General features: G+C 39.7%; 23 protein-coding genes and 1 riboswitch. Of the genes, 8 read left to right on the forward strand and 15 right to left on the reverse strand.

Features of this window, described 5'->3' with window-relative positions:
* Positions 1 to 215 precede the first annotated feature (215 nt).
* Entirely contained in the window at positions 216 to 596 is a 381-nt protein-coding gene (gene mscL, locus IEX12_RS20685) for a large conductance mechanosensitive channel protein MscL (RefSeq protein WP_088049495.1), read from the reverse strand.
* 200 nt (positions 597 to 796) lie between these two features.
* Between mscL and IEX12_RS20690 the strand changes: the two genes are divergently transcribed.
* The 3 genes from IEX12_RS20690 (at position 797) to IEX12_RS20700 (ending at position 1,797) form a co-directional block, all read left to right on the forward strand.
* Positions 797 to 997 (forward strand): cold-shock protein, encoded by a 201-nt coding sequence (locus tag IEX12_RS20690; RefSeq protein WP_088049494.1) that lies wholly within the window; start codon positions 797 to 799, stop codon positions 995 to 997.
* A 45-nt stretch (positions 998 to 1,042) separates the two neighbouring features.
* Complete coding sequence (locus IEX12_RS20695) at positions 1,043 to 1,225, forward strand: hypothetical protein (protein ID WP_140392709.1); 183 nt, start codon at positions 1,043 to 1,045, stop codon at positions 1,223 to 1,225.
* 125 nt (positions 1,226 to 1,350) lie between these two features.
* Complete coding sequence (locus IEX12_RS20700; protein WP_102415614.1) at positions 1,351 to 1,797, forward strand: DinB family protein; 447 nt, start codon at positions 1,351 to 1,353, stop codon at positions 1,795 to 1,797.
* 94 nt (positions 1,798 to 1,891) lie between these two features.
* On the opposite strand, the gene IEX12_RS20705 is transcribed toward IEX12_RS20700, so the two are convergent.
* Both IEX12_RS20705 and IEX12_RS20710 read right to left on the reverse strand, forming a co-directional pair.
* A complete protein-coding gene (locus IEX12_RS20705; protein WP_088049492.1) occupies positions 1,892 to 2,458 on the reverse strand; it encodes an NADPH-dependent FMN reductase in 567 nt (188 codons plus the stop codon).
* A 12-nt stretch (positions 2,459 to 2,470) separates the two neighbouring features.
* Complete coding sequence (locus IEX12_RS20710; protein ID WP_088049491.1) at positions 2,471 to 3,529, reverse strand: LLM class flavin-dependent oxidoreductase; 1,059 nt, start codon at positions 3,527 to 3,529, stop codon at positions 2,471 to 2,473.
* Positions 3,530 to 3,695: 166 nt separating this feature from the next.
* On the opposite strand from IEX12_RS20710, the gene IEX12_RS20715 reads away from it, so the two are divergent.
* Entirely contained in the window at positions 3,696 to 4,043 is a 348-nt protein-coding gene (locus IEX12_RS20715) for a winged helix-turn-helix transcriptional regulator (protein ID WP_088049490.1), read from the forward strand.
* 84 nt (positions 4,044 to 4,127) lie between these two features.
* Here IEX12_RS20715 and IEX12_RS20720 read toward each other — a convergent pair whose 3' ends face one another.
* From IEX12_RS20720 to IEX12_RS20740, 5 genes are all read right to left on the reverse strand, one after another.
* Complete coding sequence (locus IEX12_RS20720; protein ID WP_088049489.1) at positions 4,128 to 5,048, reverse strand: manganese-dependent inorganic pyrophosphatase; 921 nt, start codon at positions 5,046 to 5,048, stop codon at positions 4,128 to 4,130.
* A gap of 130 nt (positions 5,049 to 5,178) precedes the next feature.
* A complete protein-coding gene (locus IEX12_RS20725; RefSeq protein ID WP_250889727.1) occupies positions 5,179 to 5,769 on the reverse strand; it encodes a hypothetical protein in 591 nt (196 codons plus the stop codon).
* 200 nt (positions 5,770 to 5,969) lie between these two features.
* Positions 5,970 to 6,503, reverse strand: coding sequence for a hypothetical protein (locus tag IEX12_RS20730; RefSeq protein ID WP_102415615.1), 534 nt, complete (start codon positions 6,501 to 6,503; stop codon positions 5,970 to 5,972).
* 181 nt (positions 6,504 to 6,684) lie between these two features.
* A complete protein-coding gene (locus tag IEX12_RS20735; RefSeq protein WP_188725822.1) occupies positions 6,685 to 7,704 on the reverse strand; it encodes a DUF3231 family protein in 1,020 nt (339 codons plus the stop codon).
* A 153-nt stretch (positions 7,705 to 7,857) separates the two neighbouring features.
* On the reverse strand, positions 7,858 to 8,808 hold the full coding sequence (locus tag IEX12_RS20740; protein ID WP_102415616.1) for a cation diffusion facilitator family transporter: 951 nt from the start codon (positions 8,806 to 8,808) through the stop codon (positions 7,858 to 7,860).
* A 205-nt stretch (positions 8,809 to 9,013) separates the two neighbouring features.
* Between IEX12_RS20740 and IEX12_RS20745 the strand changes: the two genes are divergently transcribed.
* The gene (locus IEX12_RS20745; RefSeq protein ID WP_088049485.1) at positions 9,014 to 10,057 is read left to right on the forward strand and encodes an ArsR/SmtB family transcription factor; all 1,044 of its coding nucleotides are present in this window, start codon (positions 9,014 to 9,016) and stop codon (positions 10,055 to 10,057) included.
* 33 nt (positions 10,058 to 10,090) lie between these two features.
* A complete protein-coding gene (locus IEX12_RS20750; protein ID WP_188725823.1) occupies positions 10,091 to 11,308 on the forward strand; it encodes an MFS transporter in 1,218 nt (405 codons plus the stop codon).
* A 469-nt stretch (positions 11,309 to 11,777) separates the two neighbouring features.
* On the opposite strand, the gene gnd is transcribed toward IEX12_RS20750, so the two are convergent.
* The 4 genes from gnd to IEX12_RS20770 are packed head-to-tail and all read right to left on the reverse strand — an operon-like array spanning position 11,778 to position 16,853.
* The gene (gene gnd, locus IEX12_RS20755) at positions 11,778 to 13,181 is read right to left on the reverse strand and encodes a decarboxylating NADP(+)-dependent phosphogluconate dehydrogenase (RefSeq protein WP_188725824.1); all 1,404 of its coding nucleotides are present in this window, start codon (positions 13,179 to 13,181) and stop codon (positions 11,778 to 11,780) included.
* 15 nt (positions 13,182 to 13,196) lie between these two features.
* Complete coding sequence (locus IEX12_RS20760) at positions 13,197 to 14,543, reverse strand: GntP family permease (RefSeq protein WP_188725826.1); 1,347 nt, start codon at positions 14,541 to 14,543, stop codon at positions 13,197 to 13,199.
* A 55-nt stretch (positions 14,544 to 14,598) separates the two neighbouring features.
* Entirely contained in the window at positions 14,599 to 16,119 is a 1,521-nt protein-coding gene (gene gntK / locus IEX12_RS20765; protein ID WP_371871396.1) for a gluconokinase, read from the reverse strand.
* 41 nt (positions 16,120 to 16,160) lie between these two features.
* Positions 16,161 to 16,853 (reverse strand): GntR family transcriptional regulator, encoded by a 693-nt coding sequence (locus IEX12_RS20770; RefSeq protein ID WP_088049482.1) that lies wholly within the window; start codon positions 16,851 to 16,853, stop codon positions 16,161 to 16,163.
* A 689-nt stretch (positions 16,854 to 17,542) separates the two neighbouring features.
* Between IEX12_RS20770 and IEX12_RS20775 the strand changes: the two genes are divergently transcribed.
* Entirely contained in the window at positions 17,543 to 18,409 is an 867-nt protein-coding gene (locus IEX12_RS20775) for an SDR family oxidoreductase (RefSeq protein ID WP_088049481.1), read from the forward strand.
* A 261-nt stretch (positions 18,410 to 18,670) separates the two neighbouring features.
* The gene (gene coaW / locus IEX12_RS20780; RefSeq protein ID WP_159457744.1) at positions 18,671 to 19,474 is read left to right on the forward strand and encodes a type II pantothenate kinase; all 804 of its coding nucleotides are present in this window, start codon (positions 18,671 to 18,673) and stop codon (positions 19,472 to 19,474) included.
* A gap of 113 nt (positions 19,475 to 19,587) precedes the next feature.
* Here coaW and IEX12_RS20785 read toward each other — a convergent pair whose 3' ends face one another.
* The 3 genes from IEX12_RS20785 to IEX12_RS20795 form a co-directional block, all read right to left on the reverse strand.
* Positions 19,588 to 20,280, reverse strand: coding sequence for an aspartate/glutamate racemase family protein (locus IEX12_RS20785; RefSeq protein ID WP_088049479.1), 693 nt, complete (start codon positions 20,278 to 20,280; stop codon positions 19,588 to 19,590).
* A 223-nt stretch (positions 20,281 to 20,503) separates the two neighbouring features.
* Positions 20,504 to 21,391 (reverse strand): 4-hydroxy-tetrahydrodipicolinate synthase, encoded by an 888-nt coding sequence (dapA, locus tag IEX12_RS20790; RefSeq protein WP_088049478.1) that lies wholly within the window; start codon positions 21,389 to 21,391, stop codon positions 20,504 to 20,506.
* A 120-nt stretch (positions 21,392 to 21,511) separates the two neighbouring features.
* Positions 21,512 to 21,693: riboswitch (Lysine riboswitch) on the reverse strand.
* A gap of 204 nt (positions 21,694 to 21,897) precedes the next feature.
* Positions 21,898 to 22,187 (reverse strand): hypothetical protein (locus IEX12_RS20795; RefSeq protein WP_188725825.1); only part of this gene is annotated, 290 nt, incomplete at its 5' end.

Here is a 22,187-nt window from a genome sequence, read left to right on the forward strand (position 1 = left end):
AAGAATAGGGTGTTTTTTGTATTTTTTTGATTTGTTTTTGATAGTAAACCCTGATTTGATATGGGTTTGAACGGATTTTTTTACTCCGAAACTTGAGCATGTTAACTTGTTATAAGGAGACGGGTGTTACCACCAGTCGCTGGGGGCGGAGGCTGAATGAAACAGGACCCTACTCATTTTAAATAATTAAAACAATAGGGACCTGTTTTTCGTTATTAATTGCTATTTTCCTTCAATAGATCGCGTATCTCTTTAAGCAGCTCCTCCTTCTGATCAATTGCCGGTTCTTCGTCAACTTCCTCATTCTTCTTACGTTTGAATTTCGATAACAATCGGATAAACAGAAAAATAGCTAGGGCAATAATGAAGAAGTCAACAATGGATTGGATAAATTCACCGTACAATATCTTTGCCTCACCAACTTTAAGCTTTAGGTTGGAAAAATCGATACCATTTAATAAAATTCCAACCAATGGCATAATAATGTTATCAACCAAGGATGAAACAATTTTTCCAAACGCTGCCCCCATCACGACCGCAACAGCCAGTTCCATGACATTTCCTTGCGCAATAAAGGCTTTAAAATCTTTCCACATACTTTTTCCTCCACTTCTTCGGGTGAATAACCCCTATTATACACAATGGGAAGAAGTTTTTAAAAATTTCCTGTATCTTTTAAAGTTTTCGTGGTATAATAAGATCAACTATTGGCGTTCGGAATATGTAAGGCTATTACCCTGAATATGTAAGAGCAAGAATAGTAATAACGTGCAAACGAGCACTTGGAGGAAAAAGAATGAATAACGGTACAGTAAAATGGTTTAACGCAGACAAAGGTTTCGGTTTCATCGAAGTAGAAGGTGGAGATGACGTATTCGTACACTTCTCTGCTATTCAAGGTGAAGGATTCAAAACTTTAGAAGAAGGTCAAGCAGTTCGCTTCGATATCGAAGAAGGCAACCGCGGACCACAAGCTGCTAACGTTGAAAAAGCGTAAGTAATGTTACAGAAAAGCTCTCCCCGATTTCGGGGAGAGCTTTTTGTGTGCCTAATATTTAGGATGATGTATTGCCCCGATCCCGTTGATGTTTCGTATTTTGCTGTCGATATTCTGGGATTTCCTGTTGATATTGCATGTTTTACTGTCGATATTCTGTTGTTTCCTGTTGATATTGCATTTTTCACTGTTGATATTTCGTCCTTTTCTGTTGATATTAGTACTTAACTACTGCAATTCCCACCCCGCATCTACCATCTTACGTTTCCTCCAGTGATGAAACACAATAGTTTACATTTGATCCTTGTAATTCTATAGTTAATAAAGAAGCTATTTTACAAGGAGTCGATAAAATGTCACGATACGATTTCACAAGAAGTTCATTTCTAAAGTTTGTCAGAAAACTGGATGAAAACATCATTGCTGTACAGCCTAAAGGTTTTCGCAATACGTTGCATTGGCATGTTGGTCATGTGCTTGTTACTACGGAAAGCTTTCTTTTTGGCTATCCAAAGCAATCAACAAATATTCCCGAATCCTATAACGACTTTTTTAAATCGGGAACCAAACCGGCTGATTGGCCTGAGGAAGTACCTGCTTTACAAGAAATCATTAGTTATCTGGAAGAACAGTTAACCCGACTCAACGAGCTTTCTGATGAATATATGCAGACGGAATTAACGTTCACGCTGCCATTTGGAGATTTTAAAACGTATGGGGATTTATATGATTTATCTATTCATCACGAAGCAGAGCATCTGGGTCAGATAAAGGCAATGAAACGGATCATTGAAGCCTAAATCGACTTAGCATAACCTCTAAGCAACAAGCACTGAAAATAAAAAGGTATAATTCCTCAAATTTGAGAAATTATACCTTTTTCTATATCCTAAGTCAAAAACCATATTCTGCTTCCTTCGATTCCCGAATGTTTATATACGTTTCCGCTAATACGACAGTATCCTCAACCAAACGATGAATCCGGAACAATATATCATCATTGGTAATTTCTTTCCGGTAAAAATCCTTTTCCTCGATAAATACATATGTCTGCACTAATTGTGCTTTCATATAGGATAGAATTGGTTTTAATTGCTGCTCAGCAATTAGATAATGCTTGGATGATCCTGCTGTCACCAGGATACTGACAACTTTATCGCGAAAGGCCTTTTCCGGAAGTAAATCAAATATATTCTTCAATGTAGCTGGGATGGAAGCTTGAAAAATCGGTGTCCCGATAATAACCGCATCCGCCTCCATGATTCTCTTTGCTACATATTTTGTGTCCCCTTCATATTCCAAATAATTACGGCCATCACTAAACTGGACGTTATAATCTGCCAAATCAAGTAATGTCACTTGCATCTCTGGATATTTTTCAGTGACTGCTTTTAGGCAATAGTCCATCGCTGTTCTTGTTTTGGAACCAATGATTGACCCAGATAATGCAACAAGCTTCATTTGTCTTTCCCCCTAGTCTTTTGCTGTATATTTTTTAATTGCAGGTAAAATTTCCGTACCAATTATCTCAATATTTTTCCGTAACTTATTAAAAGGCATCCCACCGAAATCAATTTGCGCGATATAACGCTGATGACCGAATAGTTCATGCTGATAGAGGATCTTTTCAATAATTTGCTGCGGACTGCCGATGTTCATGATGTTATGCGGATCCACACCTTGGGCAAAGTGCTGCTTAGGAAAGCCTTGTCCATTCGTTTTCTTCATCCCTTCATTAATATGAGGATATAATTCCTTTAACGCTTGCTGCGATGTTTCAGCGGCATAGAAAAATCCGGCCGTTGCTACTGGCAGTTCAGCTGGATCAAAGCCACGGCTTCGTGCAGCATCACGATACGCATCAACTGTTCGTTTGAAAACAGTGGCCGGACCGCCTAAATGAGCCATAAACATCCCAACTCCGGCATAGCCTGCTTTCATAGCACTAGCAGGCGAGCCACCGACCGCACGCCAGATCGGGATGGAGCCATTTTGTGGACGCGGAAGTACCTGTGCATTATTTAATGGTGCACGAAATTCGCCATTCCAATTAACAACTTCCTCTTCATTAATTTTTACCAAGAGATCAAATTTTTCCTCAAACAATTCTTCATAATCACGAAGATTATAACCTAATAATTCAAAGAGTCCTACTCTGGATGCACGACCGGCAATGATCTCGGCACGACCTTTTGAAATTAAATCAATCGTTGCGAAATTCTCGTATACCCTTACTGGATCAGATGTACTGATAATCGTAGAGGAGCTTCCAAGTTTGATTGTTTCGGTTGCCTGGGCAATAGCGGAGAGAACAACAGCGTGTGCCTGGGTTGCAAAATATTCCTGATGACTCTCCCCAACACTAAAAAAGTCAATCCCTGCCTGTTCGGCCAGCTTCGCATATTCAATGATTTCATGAATACGCTGCTCTGCTGAAATTCGCTCGCCTGTTCCAGGATTAGACAAGTGATCACCCAGTGTATAAATACCAAACTCCAGCCCTTTATGTTGATCGATACGGTATTTTTCCATCTATTATATTCAACCTTTCTTACTATACTATTTATCGACTTTATATTGCACGTTTTCTGCTTTTCCATTAATCGTTCACAATGTTATTATAGAGTATAATAGCCAATAACATAAGTACGCACTTTTTTGTGGTATAGTATACAAAAGGATACTCAGGAGTGATAGAATGAAAAAAACACCGGAGGAATGTCGTGTTGAGGATGCGTTAAGTATTTTAGTTGGGAAATGGAAACCGATTATTTTATTACATCTATTGCAGGAAGGCACCAAACGTTTTAGTGAACTAAAACGCAGCATGCCTGGAATTACGCAGAAGATGCTGACAAAGCAGCTTCGGGAATTAGAGGATGAAGACATCATAAAGCGTGTTGTTTACCCGCAGGTCCCACCCAAAGTGGAGTATTCCATTACAGAATATGGCAGAAGCTTGGAACCAATTTTGGAAGCCATGCATGAATGGGGAACAAAGCATACGCAGCATAAGATGGAAAAGATGAATCAGAACAGCTCTTAACTATGCCGCCAAACTAGTGTTAAGCGTAGTATTTATACCTTTAAAAAGGCCCTTCCTGTATCGCAGGAGGGGCACTTACTTATATTAAAATGTTTCCGTCAAACTTGTCACAATCTGCTTCTTCCTTGATACGACACCTTTTAAAAGTGCACGGTTGTTTTCCAAAGTAACGTCAAATGCCTTTTCTATATTATCTTTTGCTTTACCAAGTGCCAGTGCATCCGAATCATTGTTAATAATGTCGGTCACAACAAATAGGAATAAATCCAGATTTTTTCTCTCAATTGTATGGTTGATTTCCTTTTCCAGTTCCGCCTGATGGGCTAAAACAGCACTTGTGTCAACCGCGTTAACCTGAGCGATTTCTACTTTTGAACCGTTCATGTCAAATTCTTTGGCATCCATCGAGATAAGTTCTGCCATTGTTTTGTCGCTCAGATCAGCCCCGGCCTGCAGCATGTCCAAACCATATTTTTCAAGATCAACGCCAGCAATTTTCGCCAACTCATGTGCTGCATCGATATCTTCCTGCGTACATGTTGGTGACTTCAACAATAACGAATCGGAAATAATCGCAGAAACGAGTAATCCAGCAATTTCCTTCGTAATGGCTACATCGTTTTCCTGATACATTTTCTTTAAAATCGTTGCTGTACAGCCAACAGGCTCCACGCGGAAATATAATGGCTCTTTCGTTTCAAAATTTGCCACCCGGTGATGGTCAATAACTTCCACAATGCGCGCATTGTTAATATTGTTCACACTTTGCTGGAATTCATTGTGATCGACCAAAATAACATCACTATTTTCCGGAACCGTTTCAATTAAACGTGGTGCTTTTACGTTAAAATAATCAAGGGCATATTGTGTTTCTTTATTAACCTCACCTAAACGGACAGGCTCTGCGTCAGCCCCCAATTCATTTTTCAAATGCGCATATGCAAGTGCAGCTGTGATTGTATCTGTGTCGGGATTTTTGTGTCCAAATATGAATGTTTTTTCCATGCTAACTCTCCTATCAAATTAATATCATGTATCTCAATTATAGGGTAACAGTGCAAATTAGAAAAGTACTTGACCTTGGTTTGTTATAAGCCGAAACGAATGAAGCCGCTTTCGAGCTTTCTAATGCTAATCAATTATGTACTGCCTTTAACGTCTCGGTCACGCCCCAAATTTTATCATAGCCATTATAGTCATTGAGCGCGATATCAAGGTCATGAAATAAACGGTGCAGATTCCGTACACTGTCCGTTGTTTTCTTGCTTAAAACAGTATCAGCAGTCTGTTTGATATGTTCCAGATCCGTTCTCAACACATCACTTTTAACGCTGGTAATCTCCTCATCTATCCCCACGGAAACCTTCTCAGCCTGCTTTGTTTGTTCATCCCAATCCAGTGAATTAATTGCACCATAGCCTGTCGTTTCATTATAAAAGTCATGCATGTCCGAAACGAATTTGCCGATTTCCTTATGAGATTGTCCAACAGTATCTTGGACTTCTTCCACTTTATCTACTGTTTCCTTCGCTTTTGCTTCCTTGTTATTGTCTGTCTTATCTTTCTCTTCCTTGGCCACTGTTTTTTGCTGGTCACGATCGAAAAATGCGGTAAGATCTAAATGGAATAGATTTGAAAAGAATAGCAATGAACCTGCCAATACGACTAGAATAACAGTAGTAAAAGTCCAGCCAAACCAGCCCATTTTCCTTCCATGTTTCCCCAAACTGACAACCCCTTTCGGTGACTGTTGCGTTGGATCGTAGGTGGTTAGATCGAGTTCCTTGATAAGTCGATCAATTCCCACGTCCTCTCGATCGAATTTTTAGAAGGCTTGATCGATTTCAAGGTGCACTCGATCGTTTTTCCTGCCCTCTCGATCAGTTTCCACGATCGATTTCACATTAATCCAATTAATAGTTTCCACTAATTTCCTTTCTCATTATACCACGCGATAACACGCTGTTTAATGGCTGTTTCGTTCGTTTCGGTTGCCCCGAATCCACCAATGTCCACAATCCGGACAAACTGCTTTCCACTATCATCAGCCATTTTAACCAGGCAATATCCTTCAATATTAGATGGAATAATTTCTAATATACGCTCATTTTGATATAAATCATAAATTTTTTCTCTATCTGTTTGACTTACTCCCCATTTGTCTGGCGGTTGATTTTGAGATGAATCTGCCGGAGCTTTCTCGGGCATAGGTGTTTTATAACCAATTTCATGATTCATACTGTGCAGCAGCCTAATAATTTCAGAGAGACCGATAAACAACATTCCGGATATAATACCGGCGAAAAAGTAGGTAAAGAATATGGACCATACCATCCCGCCTCCGATTCCGAAATCATAATCGTAACTCATATTACCGACAGCTAGCCCCGTAATAAAACCAATAACCATGATGGCAGTTCCAATGATAAACAGAATTTTAGCAATCAAATTTTCCTTCATTTACTTTCCCCCTCCCTATATAGTATTCTACATTGCGTAAAGACTACCCTTCCAAAAACTAATAAAACTGAAAAGATGTATTTCCACCCTTTCAGTTCCATTGTTCCAGATGACGTGTGTATTATATTTTCAATTGGAAGTAAAACACCGTTCCATTTTTTATGGACTATTCCATTTCGTATTATGTTTGATCCTTTCGCTTTGCTAATTGCTCCCGGTCTATAACTCCCGGCGGCTGCTCCAGCCAGGCATGTTTAATCATCAAATCAGCACCGTCTTTGGCATATTGGGCAATTTCGAATGAGAGCCGTTCATAATTAACCGCTAAATCACTGCGTTGACTGGCAGCCGCAGCAGTCGCATAATTTCCTATTCCAGAAGAAGCAAGCAACGACATATGAAACATAAGTAATTTATCGGAGAATGTCTTCGTACTCGAATCACTAACGGCTACATCAGGTAGTTGTGCTGCTTGAATATTGTTTTCCAAAAGGGTGTCCGCAAAAATTTTAATATGCTTACCTGATATCTTATTCCCGCGCAGCATATATTCCCGAACCTCTTTTGTCGGAGAGGTTTGTGCAAAACTGATACTAAGCTTTACACCTACATGATTTGTCATGATATTCATGTATAAATAAGAAATTTCTATTGCATTTAATGGCCGTTTCGTGCTGAAGGGGTTTAATCCTTTTAAATACTTTTTATTATTCACATAGTCAGATTCCTTGGGTAATTCGATATATGGTGGTTGCGCATATAACCCTTTTGCAATAGCCGTTTCCGTCGTTTGATTATAAAGTGTTGCGGTTTGCGATAAAGCATTTGTAAAATACATACGAATATCAGAACGTGCACTCATTGCTAAAAAGCCACTGTAGGCCAGCATCCCTACCCTTGCCATTTGGTTTACATAAGTTAAACAAAAGACATCGGAAAATAACCACGGGGCATCCATATTAACATCCTGTTCAGTGAATCCATTCGGAATTGCATATTTTTCCTGTCTAAACAAGGCTGTTAATTCTTCCAAATGTCCTGCAGAAATGTCATAGGCATATTGGACCTGCTCCCTAATTTCCTCATCCTGCAAATCTTTTAACATAAAACGCAATACGCATACGGACATACTATCATTCATATATGCAGTCCATAGGGAAGCTATTTCAGATGATGTAAGATGGATCGGTTGATGGCTCATTCGAAATCCTCCTAAAAAGGGCCTTATTTGCAACTAGTTTTTGCCTAAAGTGGATCGATTATTCACTGGTGAAGCTATGGTGGGATCGTGCCAGGAGACTGTTCACATTACGCGAATAATGTTTGACAAAATTCAGGAAGTGACAGGTCCGAATTACACCTCCCACGACTGTTCTTCGTTATCTTCTATAATTCCTAATACGACATCAGCCACTTCTGGTCTCCTAAGCAGCTTGTCGGATAACTGAAATTTAATATCATCAGCTTCTGCCAGAGTAAAACCCTTTTGTAATTCAACGGTTGCTTCCACATGGAAAGACCGTCCCTCCTGAACAACACGCATGTTATAAATATCCACCACCGATTCTTCCTCCAGCAGCAATTTGGCTATTTTGTTCTCCACCTCAGCTGGCGCAGCTACCCCAATTAGCCCAACCATATTGTCATACCCAACACGAAAAGCAACGAAGAGCATCAGAACACCAATTAACATTGAAATAATGCCATCTGCTTTCAAAATATCAAAATACTGTGCTAGAACAATGCCAATTATCGCCAGTGCCGCACCGGTTGTAGCAACTAGGTCTTCATAAAACACAAGCCTTGTTGCTGGTGCAGCTTTGGAAGCATTTTTAAATGCTGATGTCAGCAAATTCCCGTTTTTATTTGCACTTGCTTCACGGGAGATTTCTTTCATTGATTTTATTAGAATATAGCCATCAATAATAATAGCTCCAATAAGGATAACGAAGTTCAGCCAAAAATCACCCGTCGGTTCCGGATGCCGGAATGATTCCCACCCGGATTTGATTGTTTCATATGCCATAACGGTAACAACAATAACAGCCACCATACAAAAAATATTAATAACCCGTCCGAAGCCGGTTGGAAATCGCTTGGACGGTTTCATTTCCGCTAGTACACTGCCAAAAAAGACAAACCCCTGATTCACTGTGTCTGCCAATGAATGCATACCTGTTGCAAACATCGTACCATTACCACTAATAGTGGCGACGATTAACTTCGCCGCAGCAATAATTGCATTACCAATTGCTGCGAGCCCGGAAGAAATATTCCCTTTTTTTATTAGTTTGAGAAAATGCATCTGCCGTCCCCCTCATTTTGTGATTAGTCTTTGAAAAACCAGTTATTATATGCATGAAAAATTTATGATAGTAACAGGCATTGATCAGGATTTGCCCAGCGTTTTTATTAAAAAGATTATACGTGAGACTATTTCATATTCAATAATTATTGAACCTTATATTCTAATAGTATAGAATATAAGAAAATTAGCGAGGTGATTGAGTATGGATATTTTTAATACAACAAGCAGAAAACGAGAAACGTATCAAGTTGAAATTAAATACTCCCCTTTATGGGAATGTTCATTAGGGATAGCAGCCATTACCAATACGTCACTCTTAGATTCATTGGAAAAGCCCGCTAGTTATTGGAGAGAAGTCAAGGAGACCATTTCAGAAACATTACGTAACCATTTAGATTATGTAGAAGAAAATAACACATGGAAAGCGCTGCTTCAATTACTGCATCAAGAGGATTTTTCAACCTTGGAAGCATTCACATCATACATCCAAACGCTCTCTGCAGAAGCATTAAAATTTATCTGTTTACCATACCTGGGAGACGCACATCAAGTTTTAAGGGAGCGCGCCGCAAATAAAGACCAGCAAGCTATTAAACAGCTGAAAGAACTAACTGCCGACAATTCCTTTTTCCCTCGTTACATTACATTTATCAGTCACGCAGATACAGACCAGTTGAAAAGCCATCTCATTGCCGTCATGACAGGGTGGTATAAGGAAGTAATAACAGAAGAATTGGATCAACTTAAAAAGATATTGCAAACAGATGCAGAAGCAAAGGAATACATGAAAGAAAAAATGCATCCGGAGGAATTTGTTGAATGGGCAACGTTTGGCATTACATATGCCCCGGAACCTAGTGTTTATAACGTTTTACTTATTCCACATGTTATCTACCGTCCTTGGAATATTGTTGCCGATATAGCAGGGACCAAAATATTTTACTATCCTGTTGCAAATCAGAGTATCGCTCCTAATGACACCTATTTGCCCAGTCACGCTTTAATCGTAAAACACAAAGCATTGGGTGATGAAGTTAGACTAAGGATTGTTAAAATGCTGTCTGAAAACAGTCATACGCTTCAGGAACTTACAGACAAATTAGCTATGGGCAAATCAACTATTCATCATCATTTGAAAATGTTGAGATCAGCACAACTAGTAGAGATTAGGGATGCAAAATATGCCTTAAAAAAGAAAGCCATTGATTCCCTAACAAAGGAACTGGATTATTACCTGCAGCAGTAGTAGACATGAAAACGATTAGAAAGCGGTGCGGAAATGAGCCTTTTTAAAAATAAATCCTTTCTTTTTATCTTGACCGGAAACGCTATATCTGAATTAGGAGGAGCTTTTGGTACGTTTTGCAATTCGTTATTAATCTATGAATTGACCGGTTCAACAATGGCGCTTGGCAGTATGTGGTTATTATACTTCCTGCCCTCGCTCGTGCTGCAACTTTTCATTGGCCCCTATATTGATAAATGGAGCAGGAAATGGATCATGATTTTTGCGCTCTGGAGTCGAGGAGCCATTTTTCTCATCCCACTCATTTCATTGATAACCGGTGACTTAGTTCCTTGGCATATCTATGTTGTACAATTGATTGTCGGCTTAATTACGCCATTATATGTACCGGCCAATCAAGCAGTCCTGCCAACAATTATTCCAAAGCATCAGTTGAGTATAGCAAATGCTTATGTAGATGGAATGGTTCGACTGATGACTTTCATGGCCCCGGTTGCAGCCGGTATTGTCACTCGCTACATCGGTATCGGCATAACGCTTTTCCTCGTTTGTGCGCTGCTTCTTGCTAGTGGATGTTTGTTGATCTTTGTTGAAGAGAAAAAAAGCGGACAAGCAATACGGAAAACTTGGGCAGAACAATTTTTGGAAGGAATGAACTTTTTCTTCAGACAAAAAATGATGGTCTGGTTAGGAATTTTTCTTGCATTTGTGCAATTTGGTGTAGGGGTTACAATGGTTATTAACCTGCCGTACATAACCGATGTTCTGAACGAAGACTATGCGATGTACGGATATTTTATGGCTGGATTCCCATTAGGATATGTTATCGGGACAATGCTCGTTGGGAAAATTACCCAACGAAGCAGACGAATGCTGATGCTAGGTGCACTTGCAATAGGAGGCCTCACCTATATCAATTTAGGGATCACAGCTTCCATCACCTTTGCTATCACAACTGAAGTGATAGCTGGCATTGTGATGGCTTTCTTTAATGTTCATAATACAACTATTTGCCAGCAGACCGTCTCCAACCATTTAATGGGAAAAGTCTTCTCGGTTCGCTTATTAATTATAAGAGGAATGATGCCCCTGGGTGTGCTCGCTGGCGGACAGCTTAGTGAATTATGGGGGATCAGGCCGTTATTCATCTTCATCGGCACGATCATTTGCCTTGTCTCATTGATCGGGATCGTATTGCCGTATTTTTCGTTTATAGACCAGCCTGCGGGTGAAGCGAAAAATGCTTCTTAATGCAAGATAAGGCTGAGCCATTTATGTATGGTGCTTCGGCCACGGGAGCGCGGATATCAATCGAAAATGTGGGGCCGCCGAAAAAGACATGAAACGCTTAGCTAACACAAAAAGAGTAGAGATTCACCGAGAATCTCTACTCTTTTTCTTATCGTCTAGGAAATTATAAAATTTTGCGGCTGTGGATAACTTAATAACCAGATTAGCCACGTCCGGCTCCAGCGCCCAGCGGCTAGTGTGCAACACCCGCCTCCGTACGATAAGTCAACATCGACTCGGGTAAGAAGGTAGGCCGACTAAGAACGGGCTTTGCGCCCAACGTCGGCATACCCCTTTTGCAGGGGCATGTTTCCTTTATCTCCTACGGTAGGAATGTTCGGTTAAAACCGCCGCTTTGCGCGGCAACACCGAACCACCCTGCTTGGCAGGGCGCAGCACATACGCCGCTAAACGGGCGCTTGCGCCTTTGTTATTCCCATTTCGTATGGAAAATCCCTTCCTTATCAACACGTTCATACGTGTGTGCGCCAAAATAATCACGTTGTGCCTGGATTAAATTTGCACCACTTTTAGCTGTTCGATACCCATCATAAAAAGATAGAGCTGCGCAAAAGCATGGTAATGATAAACCATTCTCCATCCCTTTGATGGTTACTTTTCTTAGAGATGATTGATAATTCGTTGCCTTCTCTTGGAAATATGGCGCAAGTAGAAGATTGGTTAAATTAGGATCTTCCTTAAATACGTCACTAATCATGTTTAGGAAGTCTGCCCGAATAATGCAACCACCTCTGAATAGTAATGCGATCTCATCTAAGTGTAATGACCAACCATATTGAATGGAAGCTTGTTTATATTGGTAAAATCCTTGTGCATACGTACAAATTTTACCCATAAATAGTGCTTCTTTGACAAGATTGATCCATTCTTCTTTTGATAATGCCTCATCATTTATTTGTGGACCGGATAATATTGTCTCAGCGTGAACTCTTTCGTCTTTTATTGCAGATAAATACCTGGCAAATACGGATTCAGTAATGATGGATGACGGTACACCTATATCCAAAGCATTTTGGCTTGTCCATTTACCAGTTCCTTTTTGCCCTGCTTTATCCAGGATAATATCAATTGTTGGCAGGTTTGTTTCCGGGTCAACATGGTCAAATATATTGCCCGTAATTTCAATTAGATAGCTTTTTAATTCCGATTCATTCCAGGATTTAAAGACTTCCGACAGCTCTTTTAACGTAAGCCCAAGCTTTTCGCGTAAAAATACATATGCCTCTGTAATGAGCTGCATGTCAGCATATTCAATACCATTATGAACCATTTTTACATAGTGGCCAGATCCTTCAGAACCAAGGTAGCTGCAGCACGGTTTTCCATCAACTTGGGCAGCAATTTTTTCTAAAATAGGAGCTACCTGTTCATATGCTTCAAAGTCTCCACTTGGCATTAATGCCGGTCCATGTAAAGCACCTTCTTCGCCACCAGAAACGCCAACGCTGATAAAGTGAATTCCTGTGTTACGTAACTCATGGTATCTTCTGTTAGAATCCTGAAAGTTGGAATTTCCACCATCCATGATAATATCCCCCTTCTCTAGTAAAGGGATTAAAGATTGGATAACTGAATCGACTACTGGACCAGCCGTTACCATCAAAAATATTTTCCGTGGACGTTCTAATGATTGAACAAAATTTTCAAGTTCATAATGAGCTTCTACATGTTCGTTGGGAAACTCGCTGATAAATTTTTCCGTTAAGTCGGGGGTATAATTGTAAACTGCAACTTGTTCCCCTTTATTCACCATATTTTTAGCAAGATTTCCACCCATGACACCTAAACCGAATAAACCAATTGTATTTTTCAATTTATGACACTTCCTTTATACAAATAGACTTAATAGCAGTACAAACCCTAGACCAACTACAGAAATAATGGATTCCAACAAGGTCCATGTGGAGAATGTTTCTTTCATCGTTAACCCGAAATATTCTTTAAACATCCAGAATCCTGCATCATTCACATGTGAAGCAATTAAACTACCGGCACCAGTAGCTAATACCATTAACGCTAAATTAACATCCGTGCCTTCAATTAACGGGATAACAAGGCCAACTGTTGTTAGTGCGGAAACAGTTGCTGATCCTAACGCAATTCTTAAAATAGCAGCGATAATCCACGCCAGCAATAGTGGGGACATACTGCTGTTTGAAAATAAATTCGCAACAGCATCACCAACACCGCCATCAATTAGTACTTGTTTAAATACACCGCCACCACCAATGATTAATAGCATCATCCCAATAGCACGGATGGATTCTTCTGTTGATTTCGCAATATCTTTCATTGGTATTTTACGGACAATTCCCATTGTGTAAATAGCAAGTATGATGGAAATTAATAATGCGGTAGTTGGCTCACCAATCAATTGAATAATGTCAAAGAATAGATTCCCTGAGATATCCCAAATATCTTGTAATAAATTAATAATCGTAGCAATCGCCATTAGGATTACTGGAAATAAAGATGTAAAAACACTGATTCCAAAACCAGGTGTTTCTTCTATTTTAAACGCTTTAACTTCACCTAAAGAAGCGATACTTCCTGTTTTTTCAAAAGCACCCGGAACAAGTTTCTTGGCGAGTAGCGTGAATAAGGGACCAGCGATAATAACGGATGGAATCGCAATAATTAACCCATAGATTAACACCATTCCAATATTTGCATCAAATTGTTGTGCAATTACCGTCGGACCTGGATGGGGCGGCAAGAATCCATGTGTTACCGATAATGCTGCAGCCATTGGTATTCCCAGGTACAAGATAGAAATTTTTAATTGTCTAGCTATTTGATAGATGATCGGTATTAATAATACAAGTCCTACTTCAAAAAATAAAGCAATCCCGATAATAAAGGAAGCAATAACGACTGCCCATTGGATGAACTTCTCTCCAAACCTATTGATTAGCGTGATGGCAATACGTTGTGCACCACCAGCGTCAGCAACTAATTTACCCAGGATTGCACCAAAACCAAAAATCAATGCAATACTCCCTAGTGTACCACCCATTCCACCTTCAATCGATTCCACAATTTTATCGAGGGGCATTCCTAATGCTAAGGCAACTAGAAATGAAACGATAATAAGCGAAATAAAGGTATTTATATTTAATTTCATGATGAAAATTAGTAATAAAACGACAGCTAATGCAACAATAATCAGCGGAATTAAATTATCGATAATTGACATTTTCGTTTCCCCAATCTCTCTAAGTTAGTAAGTTTTATTCTGCTTGGTAATTCGCTATTTTTTCATATTCGACTTGCAACGAACGAGAAATACTAATGAAAATTGGCATAACCTCTCTATACGCTTTTTCATGTTGTGGATCTGGTTGATGACGATGTGTCGAGCCAATTAAATCCTTCACAACATCAAACGAATCAATTTTTTCCAGTGCATATAATCCTAATAAACAAGCTCCTAAACAAGATGACTCATAGCTTTCTGGGACAATGACTTCTTGGTCAAAAATATCGGCCATCATTTGCCGCCATAATTCGGATTTGGCAAAGCCACCTGTTGCTTTAATGGAAGTTACCGGTGTATCCATTACTTCAACCAAAGCCAAAAACACTGTGTATAAATTGTAGATAACGCCTTCAAGAGCCGCTCTTATCATATGTTCTTTCTTATGATTTAACGTTAACCCAATGAAGGACCCGCGAACATTTGCATTCCATAAAGGCGCCCTTTCACCCGCTAAAAATGGATGAAACAGCAATCCATTTGAACCCGGCTCAACGCCACTGGCAATCCTGGTTAGTACTTCATATGGATCCATTCCTAACCGTTTCGCTGTTTCCACTTCGCTTGCAGCAAGTTCATCCCTAATCCAGCGTAGTACGATACCTCCATTGTTAACAGGTCCACCAATAACCCAGTGATCTTCTGTTAATGCATAACAAAAAATACGACCTTTTGGATCTGTTTGTGGCTTTGGAATAACCGTCCGTATTGCACCACTTGTCCCAATTGTTACGGCCACTTCCCCTTTGTTAATCGCATTTACGCCGATATTGGATAAAACACCATCACTTGCACCAATAACAAAGCGCGTACTTTCTAAAATCCTCATCTCGTTTGCGTAATCTTTCCGACAACCCGTAAAGACTTCCTTCGTTGAGACAAGTCGGGATAATTTATTTTCTGATATTCCCGCTACTTGTAATGCTTCCTCATCCCATCGCAATGATTGAAGATTCATTAACCCCATCGCAGAGGCAATGGAATAATCTACGACATAATCGTTAAAAAGCTTATAAAAAACATATTCTTTAATGCCAATATACTTTTTCGTCTTTTTGGCAATCTCTGGGTTTTCCTGTTCCATCCAAGTTATTTTGCATAGAGGTGACATGGGATGGATTGGTGTACCCGTTTTCAAATAAATAGCATGTCCATTACGTTCTCCTTTTATCTTCTTCGCAAAGTGGGAACTTCGATTATCTGCCCACGTTATACAACGCGTTAGCGGCTTATCATTTTCATCGATTGCAATGACGCTATGCATCGCGCTACTAAAAGCTATAAAAGTTAACTCATTCGGATTAATCTGTGACCTTTTCATGACATTACCGATCGATAATAAGACAGCTTGAAAAATTTCCTCCGGATCCTGCTCCGCGGTGGAGATATCAGGTGTATAGAGGTCATACCCATTATTTTCTTGTGCTATAATCTCCCCTGTTTCCCGAAATAAAACTGCTTTCGTGCTTGTTGTACCGATATCAACACCAAGCATAAATTTATTGTTATCCACAATATTTCCTCCCATTGCTTTGCTTATATCTTGTTCAAATTCCACAAACTATCATTACTGTAATGTTGAACATCATTAAAGTTCTTAAAAAAGGCCTGTTGAGCCAGGTTCTTATCCTTTTTCACAATGGATTCAACCATCAATTCATGGTTTCGAATGACCCGATTGAAATCCTTATCATTTTCACTAAGTCTGTGTCTCATAGATAATAAAATTAAACATTCCATCACTGGCCTTAAATTGGACCAAAGCATCAAAATGTAATTGTGATGGATGGATTTGACGATCGTTTCATGAAATTCCACATCTTTGAACGAAAATTCATCTGCATCTTTATAGCGAATAGCAACTTTCATCATCTCAATAATTTGGTTTAACTCATTGATTAGTTTCTCATTATCTCTTGTTAATACCCGTTCAAATACAAATGACTCTATCATCAACCTTATATCGTATATTTCATCAATGTCTTGTTCGGAAATACCAACTACTACAGCACCCATTCGTTGGAGCCTGATTAAACCTTCTTTCTCTAATACCTTAAACGCTTCACGGATTGGTGACCTGCTTACCTGATATTCTTTAGCCACTTGATTTTCTGATAAAATGGTCCCTTCCGCGATATCTTTGGAGATAATTCGCATCCTTAGTTCCGCAACAACCCGTTCACCAATTGAGCGTGTAGTTAACCTTTTTTCAGGATAGTGATTTTTCAAGACAAATACCTCCTCTTTAAACCCTGTATACTTGTATACAAGTATACTAACATAATTACTTTTTATTGTAAACGGTTTAATGAAGCGTATTCATTTGGTAGGGGGAACCACGGGGACGGTTCTCTTGCTTCCGTAAAAGTTTATAATGTTAAACTTTTCATAGCTTACGGTGGACATTGGGACTGCACCTAACGCTTTACCGCAAGCAATCCCAGATCCGTGTTCCGGCCATACTTGAAGAAAATCAGGCAGTTGTTTGAACTTTTGTACAGATTGGTAACTTGATCTCTTTTGAACTGAAGGATCTTTAAAAAACGATAGATATTAAGCAGCGCTATATTGGTTTGACTTTGGTCATTGTTCATTCGTTTCATGGAAGAACATACACCGTTTTTATCCCTTTCTGCGGAAAATTCGTTATTCCAGTAACGTATGGGACAACCGCTTAAACTTTTACCATATCATGAACAAAATTCCGATAGGTCTCTCTAATTGGAGTATGATTACGCCTCCATGGCAAACACTTCATGGCATGCGACGTATTGAATAAAACAACTTCATTGTTTGGTTGAATCCACCCCTCCAGTAATTTTCCACTACTGGCAAATGATGTTTTCTTATGCTTGAAAACGGTAATGCTTATAATGAGTCTAAATTAAGCGAAAACTATCAAGGAGGCAGTTTCATTTATGGATCCAAGAGAAATGCAAAAGGGAAGTACTCCTAGGCAAAGACAATTGAAACAACCTGGTATTGAGGCGAAAATGGAGCCCCTACCTGCACAACCGACTGATTATCAGGGTACAGGGAAACTCAAAGGAAAAAGTGCATTAATTACCGGCGGCGATAGCGGAATCGGCCGTGCGGTATCTATTTTATATGCCAAGGAAGGCGCAAATGTAGCGATATCCTATCTGGATGAACATGAAGATGCGGAAGAAACAAAGAGAATGGTAGAAGCGGAAGGTGTACAATGCTTGCTGCTGCCTGGTGATATTAAAGAGGAAGCCCATTGTAGCAAACTGGTAGAAAAAACAGTAGAAGCATTTGGCAAGCTAAACATTTTAGTGAACAATGCGGCGATTCAATATGTACGGGAGGATTTACTTGATATTTCATCTGAGCAGTTTGAAGAGGTTTTCCGGGTAAATTTCTTTTCACAATTTTATACGACAAAAGCAGCCGTCCGCCATATGAAAGCTGGGGATGCAATTATTAGCACTTCCTCCATTAATGCTTATCGTGGAAACCCGATTTTCATGGATTATTCCGCGACTAAAGGGGCCATTACCGCGTTTACCCGTAGTATTGCACAAAGCCTAGCCAAAAAAGGGATTCGCGCAAATACTGTCGCTCCCGGGCCGGTATGGACACCATTGATTCCATCTTCCTTCGATGAGGACGGGGTCGAGAATTTTGGACAAGATAGTTTGATGGGGAGACCTGGTCAGCCATCTGAACACGCCTGGGCATACGTCATGCTGGCAGCGGATGAATCTTCTTATATGACAGGACAGGCTATTCATATTAATGGCGGATCATGGATATCCTCATAGGGTTGAAGCGCAGGAGGATGGACTTCCTGCGCTTTTGTAAGCTTCCCTTTTTTAATAGGGTAAGTTCTTCTTAATCCTCAATAAAACGGGCAATTTCCTCTTCCTCTTCTGCGGTATATTCACTAAAATAACCTCAGCGATATCCTCTAGATTATTTACGGCTCCATTTTTAGGTTTATCAGTAACAGCTTTCTTCAACTGGGGTAACACGATCAATATGGTATAATATTTACAACTTACCTAACGAAAGGGGGAATCCCATTGAATGCAATTGGAGTCGATGCTGGTGGATCACTTGTTAAAATTAGTTACGAGGAAAAAGGAAAACTACATACAAAAACATATCCAGTCGAGGAAATTTTCGCCTGTATAAATTGGCTGCAGATACTATCCCCGGATGCCATCCTAAAATTGACCGGTGGGAAAAGTGCATTAATACAATCACTTGTAGAACAGAAAATTAAATTGGTTGATGAATTTCAGGCAACGGTTACAGGTACCCGTTATGTATTAAAGACGGAAAAACAGAGCACCCCTGACCAGTTCATTCAGGTACATATCGGAACTGGAACCTCCATTTTTTATGTAACGCCAGATTTCTATGAGCGCTTGTTAGGGACCGGGATCGGTGGTGGTACGTTCATAGGGTTAGGCAAACTAATATCCGGAAAAGAAAACTTTAACGAATTAAATGAACTGGCTGGACAGGGAAACAGTCACCAAAGTGATTTGTTAATTCGGGACATCTATGCCCCAAGCCCTTCCCCCTTGCTAGGAAGTCTAACTGCAAGTAACTTTGGTAAGGCAAACTTGAATAAAGACGCTGCCACGGCCGATCATATAGCGAGTTTAGTTAGAATGATTGGCGAAACATTGGTACTGCTTGCCACACAAACTGCCGCTGCGCATCAGCTGAAAAATATTGTCTTTACCGGTAGCACATTGGATGGTAACCAACCATTAAAAGAGCTCATAGCCAGTTTCCAGGATATACTGGATTTTAACCCAATATTTTTAGAAAAAGGTGCGTATGTTGGAGCGATAGGTGCATTGCTGGATCGATAGCAAGATCCACCTTGCAGTTATCTGAATGCTGATTATGGATCCGTACGGGCAATGATAAAATAAAAAAAGGTGGAAACAAACAATCGATCCTCTTCCTTTCATAACTCAGCAACTTAAAAAAGCTGCTCAATCATTTTATCAACATGGATCTCAGTCGTATTCAACAATGCCAAATCTGTATCATCCTCGTTTATAATCATCGGCAATTCTGTACATCCCAAAATAAGACCATCCAGATTTTCTTTCTCGGCCATGTCATGGACAATCTTCAGAAAATCTTGTTTCGTTTGCGGATCAACAATTCCGTTTTCCAATTCATCCACAATTTTTTGGTGCAAGTATTGCTGTACGTCTTCATCCGGTACAAAAATATCCTTTTTTCCGGTTATAAAAGGCTTCTTGAAAAAGTCATTCTCCATGGTGAATTTTGTGCCTAAGAGTCCCAATCGTTTTAATCCTAGTTCTTCTGCTTTTTCATATGTAGCTTCAACAATGCTGATCATGGGCACACCGACTTTTTCCCGGACCTGATCAAACACAATGTGCGGCGTGTTTGCGGAAATGATAATGAAATCGGCGCCGATGGATTCCAGTTTTTGTGCGGCTTCTCCTACATAATTAACTAGGGCATCCAGTTTCCCTTCTGAAATAAAGCGAAAAATGTTATACATATTAATACTATTAATGAATAACTCCGGAAGCTTTTGCTTGCTGTTCACCTTTTCCTGGTATTTTTTTATAAATGATTGATAGTAATCGACTGTCGATTCTGGTCCTAATCCCCCGATAATGCCTGCGTGTTTCATTCGATCCCATCCTTTCTTTATAATCCAAATGTGAATTGAAAAGAGAGAAAAAAGTATGCTCCTCTTTATATTATCATGCTTTGCCGTTGTTTGTAGTAGAATGATACCGTTATTTTTCTAACCCCAACAACACTTCCGTCTGCTAGGGTACTTAATTTCAATTGGCAGCTTTAAGCAAAAACCCCCGCTTGGCAATCCAATCGAGGGTTAACAAATTTTCAGCTTATACGATCGCTTTCCTTTCGTTTACCGGAAGAACTTGCTGCAGTTCGTACATTTCCTGCTCATTCAACGGTACCATTGGCAAGCGAACACCACCGACCGGTATACCTGCCAAATTCAAAGCTGCTTTCACAGGGGACGGACTCGGTGCCCTGAACAGGGCATTCATAATTGGTAAAAGTTCACGGTGCATGGCCGCGGATTTTTGGACATAACCCTGCCTATAATAATAGACCATTTCCTGCATTTCATTCCCGATAATATGTGAGGCAACGGAAACAACCCCTTTTCCACCAATAGCTAAAATTGGTAACGTCATGCCATCGTCACCACTATATAAGCTAAAATCATCCGCTGTTTCGCGAATGATTGCTGCACTTTCATTTAAATTACCACTTGCATCTTTGATCGCAACAATATTATCAATCTTGGATAGCGTTACAACAGTTTCCACTGACATATTTACAACGCTGCGTCCAGGAATATTGTACAGCATAATTGGTAATGTCGTTTCTTGAGCAATCGCCTGAAAATGCTGGACTAATCCTTCCTGTGATGGTTTATTATAATATGGCGCAACAAGCATGATTCCATCGACACCGACCTTTTCCGCTTCCTTGGTTAAGGCGATCGATTCGTATGTGTTGTTTGACCCGGTTCCAGCTATAACAGGAACCCTGCCACCAGCAGCTTTAACCACACATGTAAAGAGGTTTAGCTTTTCCTCTTTTGTCAAAGTTGGCGATTCTCCAGTTGTTCCAGCGACAACTAATCCATCAGATCCATTGGCAATTAAATGCTCGACTAACATACTTGTTGCTTCCAAATCAACCTCACCATTCGCTTCAAATGATGTTACCATTGCTGTTAATACTTGACCGAAATCCATTACGTCACACCCTTTGTCATGTTTTTAAATGATAGAGGTGATCAGGGCAATCGGACATAAACGCAAAAAACAGCAACGAAGGCTTCGCTGCTGCAGAATGTAGTTACATTTAAAATTTCTGCGTAAGATAGCCCTCCATATAGTTAACCTATATGACAGTCCTGTATTTATTCAATAGCAGAACCAGCTTCCAGGGCATGAGACCCTGTCTGCTTCGGCAAATTCCCCTTTCCACAACAGTCATTGGATTTCCCATGATCCTCGCATTGCGTACTAATGGTTTTTGCGCCTCTATCCTTAAATCAAAAAAATTTGAAATAAGAAAAGTATTTAATTATCTCCACTGTATCAAATAATATGTAGTCAGGCAAGAGGTTTTGTGAAAATTTTTATTTTGGGTGGTGGGATAGGCGATGGGAAAACTAATAGCATTTTTACCAAGCATCTTTTGTTATTGTTCCATCATCAACCTTACAGTCAGTTAATACCAATGAATATATATAAAATCAAATATTGTCCCTATACTTTATCGTCAGCAGCTGTGTCTTCATATCCTCCACTTGTTCGTTCAAATTGGTCACGGTTTTATTGATTTGCTGATCGACGTCTTCTAGCAAATTCTGATTGTGACTCTTAAATTTCTTTGTTTTTTCTAGCATCGCTTCAACGATTTCCCCTTTTTGGTCTTCATTAACAATTATGGAATCGACTAAATTGAAAAAAGCTTTATCATAGTCGTTGATCCTGTTAGTATGTTTCTTAAGGATTCCCTTCTTATCGGAAAGGTCTTCACTGT

Source organism: Lentibacillus populi (genome assembly GCA_014642895.1).
Classification (GTDB): domain Bacteria; phylum Bacillota; class Bacilli; order Bacillales; family Amphibacillaceae; genus Lentibacillus_C; species Lentibacillus_C populi.

Excerpts from the sequence above, each read along its gene's own strand:
- gntK (WP_371871396.1), bottom strand. The coding sequence starts at position 16,119 with ATGCTTGGTGTTGATATCGGTACAACAAGCACGAAAGCAGTTTTATTT.
- IEX12_RS20700 (WP_102415614.1), top strand. The coding sequence starts at position 1,351 with ATGTCACGATACGATTTCACAAGAAGTTCATTTCTAAAGTTTGTCAGA.
- IEX12_RS20705 (WP_088049492.1), bottom strand. The coding sequence starts at position 2,458 with ATGAAGCTTGTTGCATTATCTGGGTCAATCATTGGTTCCAAAACAAGA.
- dapA (WP_088049478.1), bottom strand. The coding sequence starts at position 21,391 with ATGGATTTCGGTCAAGTATTAACAGCAATGGTAACATCATTTGAAGCG.
- IEX12_RS20690 (WP_088049494.1), top strand. The coding sequence starts at position 797 with ATGAATAACGGTACAGTAAAATGGTTTAACGCAGACAAAGGTTTCGGT.
- mscL (WP_088049495.1), bottom strand. The coding sequence starts at position 596 with ATGTGGAAAGATTTTAAAGCCTTTATTGCGCAAGGAAATGTCATGGAA.
- IEX12_RS20710 (WP_088049491.1), bottom strand. The coding sequence starts at position 3,529 with ATGGAAAAATACCGTATCGATCAACATAAAGGGCTGGAGTTTGGTATT.
- IEX12_RS20735 (WP_188725822.1), bottom strand. The coding sequence starts at position 7,704 with ATGAGCCATCAACCGATCCATCTTACATCATCTGAAATAGCTTCCCTA.
- IEX12_RS20720 (WP_088049489.1), bottom strand. The coding sequence starts at position 5,048 with ATGGAAAAAACATTCATATTTGGACACAAAAATCCCGACACAGATACA.
- IEX12_RS20730 (WP_102415615.1), bottom strand. The coding sequence starts at position 6,503 with ATGAAGGAAAATTTGATTGCTAAAATTCTGTTTATCATTGGAACTGCC.
- IEX12_RS20785 (WP_088049479.1), bottom strand. The coding sequence starts at position 20,280 with ATGAAACACGCAGGCATTATCGGGGGATTAGGACCAGAATCGACAGTC.
- IEX12_RS20775 (WP_088049481.1), top strand. The coding sequence starts at position 17,543 with ATGGATCCAAGAGAAATGCAAAAGGGAAGTACTCCTAGGCAAAGACAA.
- IEX12_RS20745 (WP_088049485.1), top strand. The coding sequence starts at position 9,014 with ATGGATATTTTTAATACAACAAGCAGAAAACGAGAAACGTATCAAGTT.
- IEX12_RS20740 (WP_102415616.1), bottom strand. The coding sequence starts at position 8,808 with ATGCATTTTCTCAAACTAATAAAAAAAGGGAATATTTCTTCCGGGCTC.
- IEX12_RS20750 (WP_188725823.1), top strand. The coding sequence starts at position 10,091 with ATGAGCCTTTTTAAAAATAAATCCTTTCTTTTTATCTTGACCGGAAAC.
- IEX12_RS20715 (WP_088049490.1), top strand. The coding sequence starts at position 3,696 with ATGAAAAAAACACCGGAGGAATGTCGTGTTGAGGATGCGTTAAGTATT.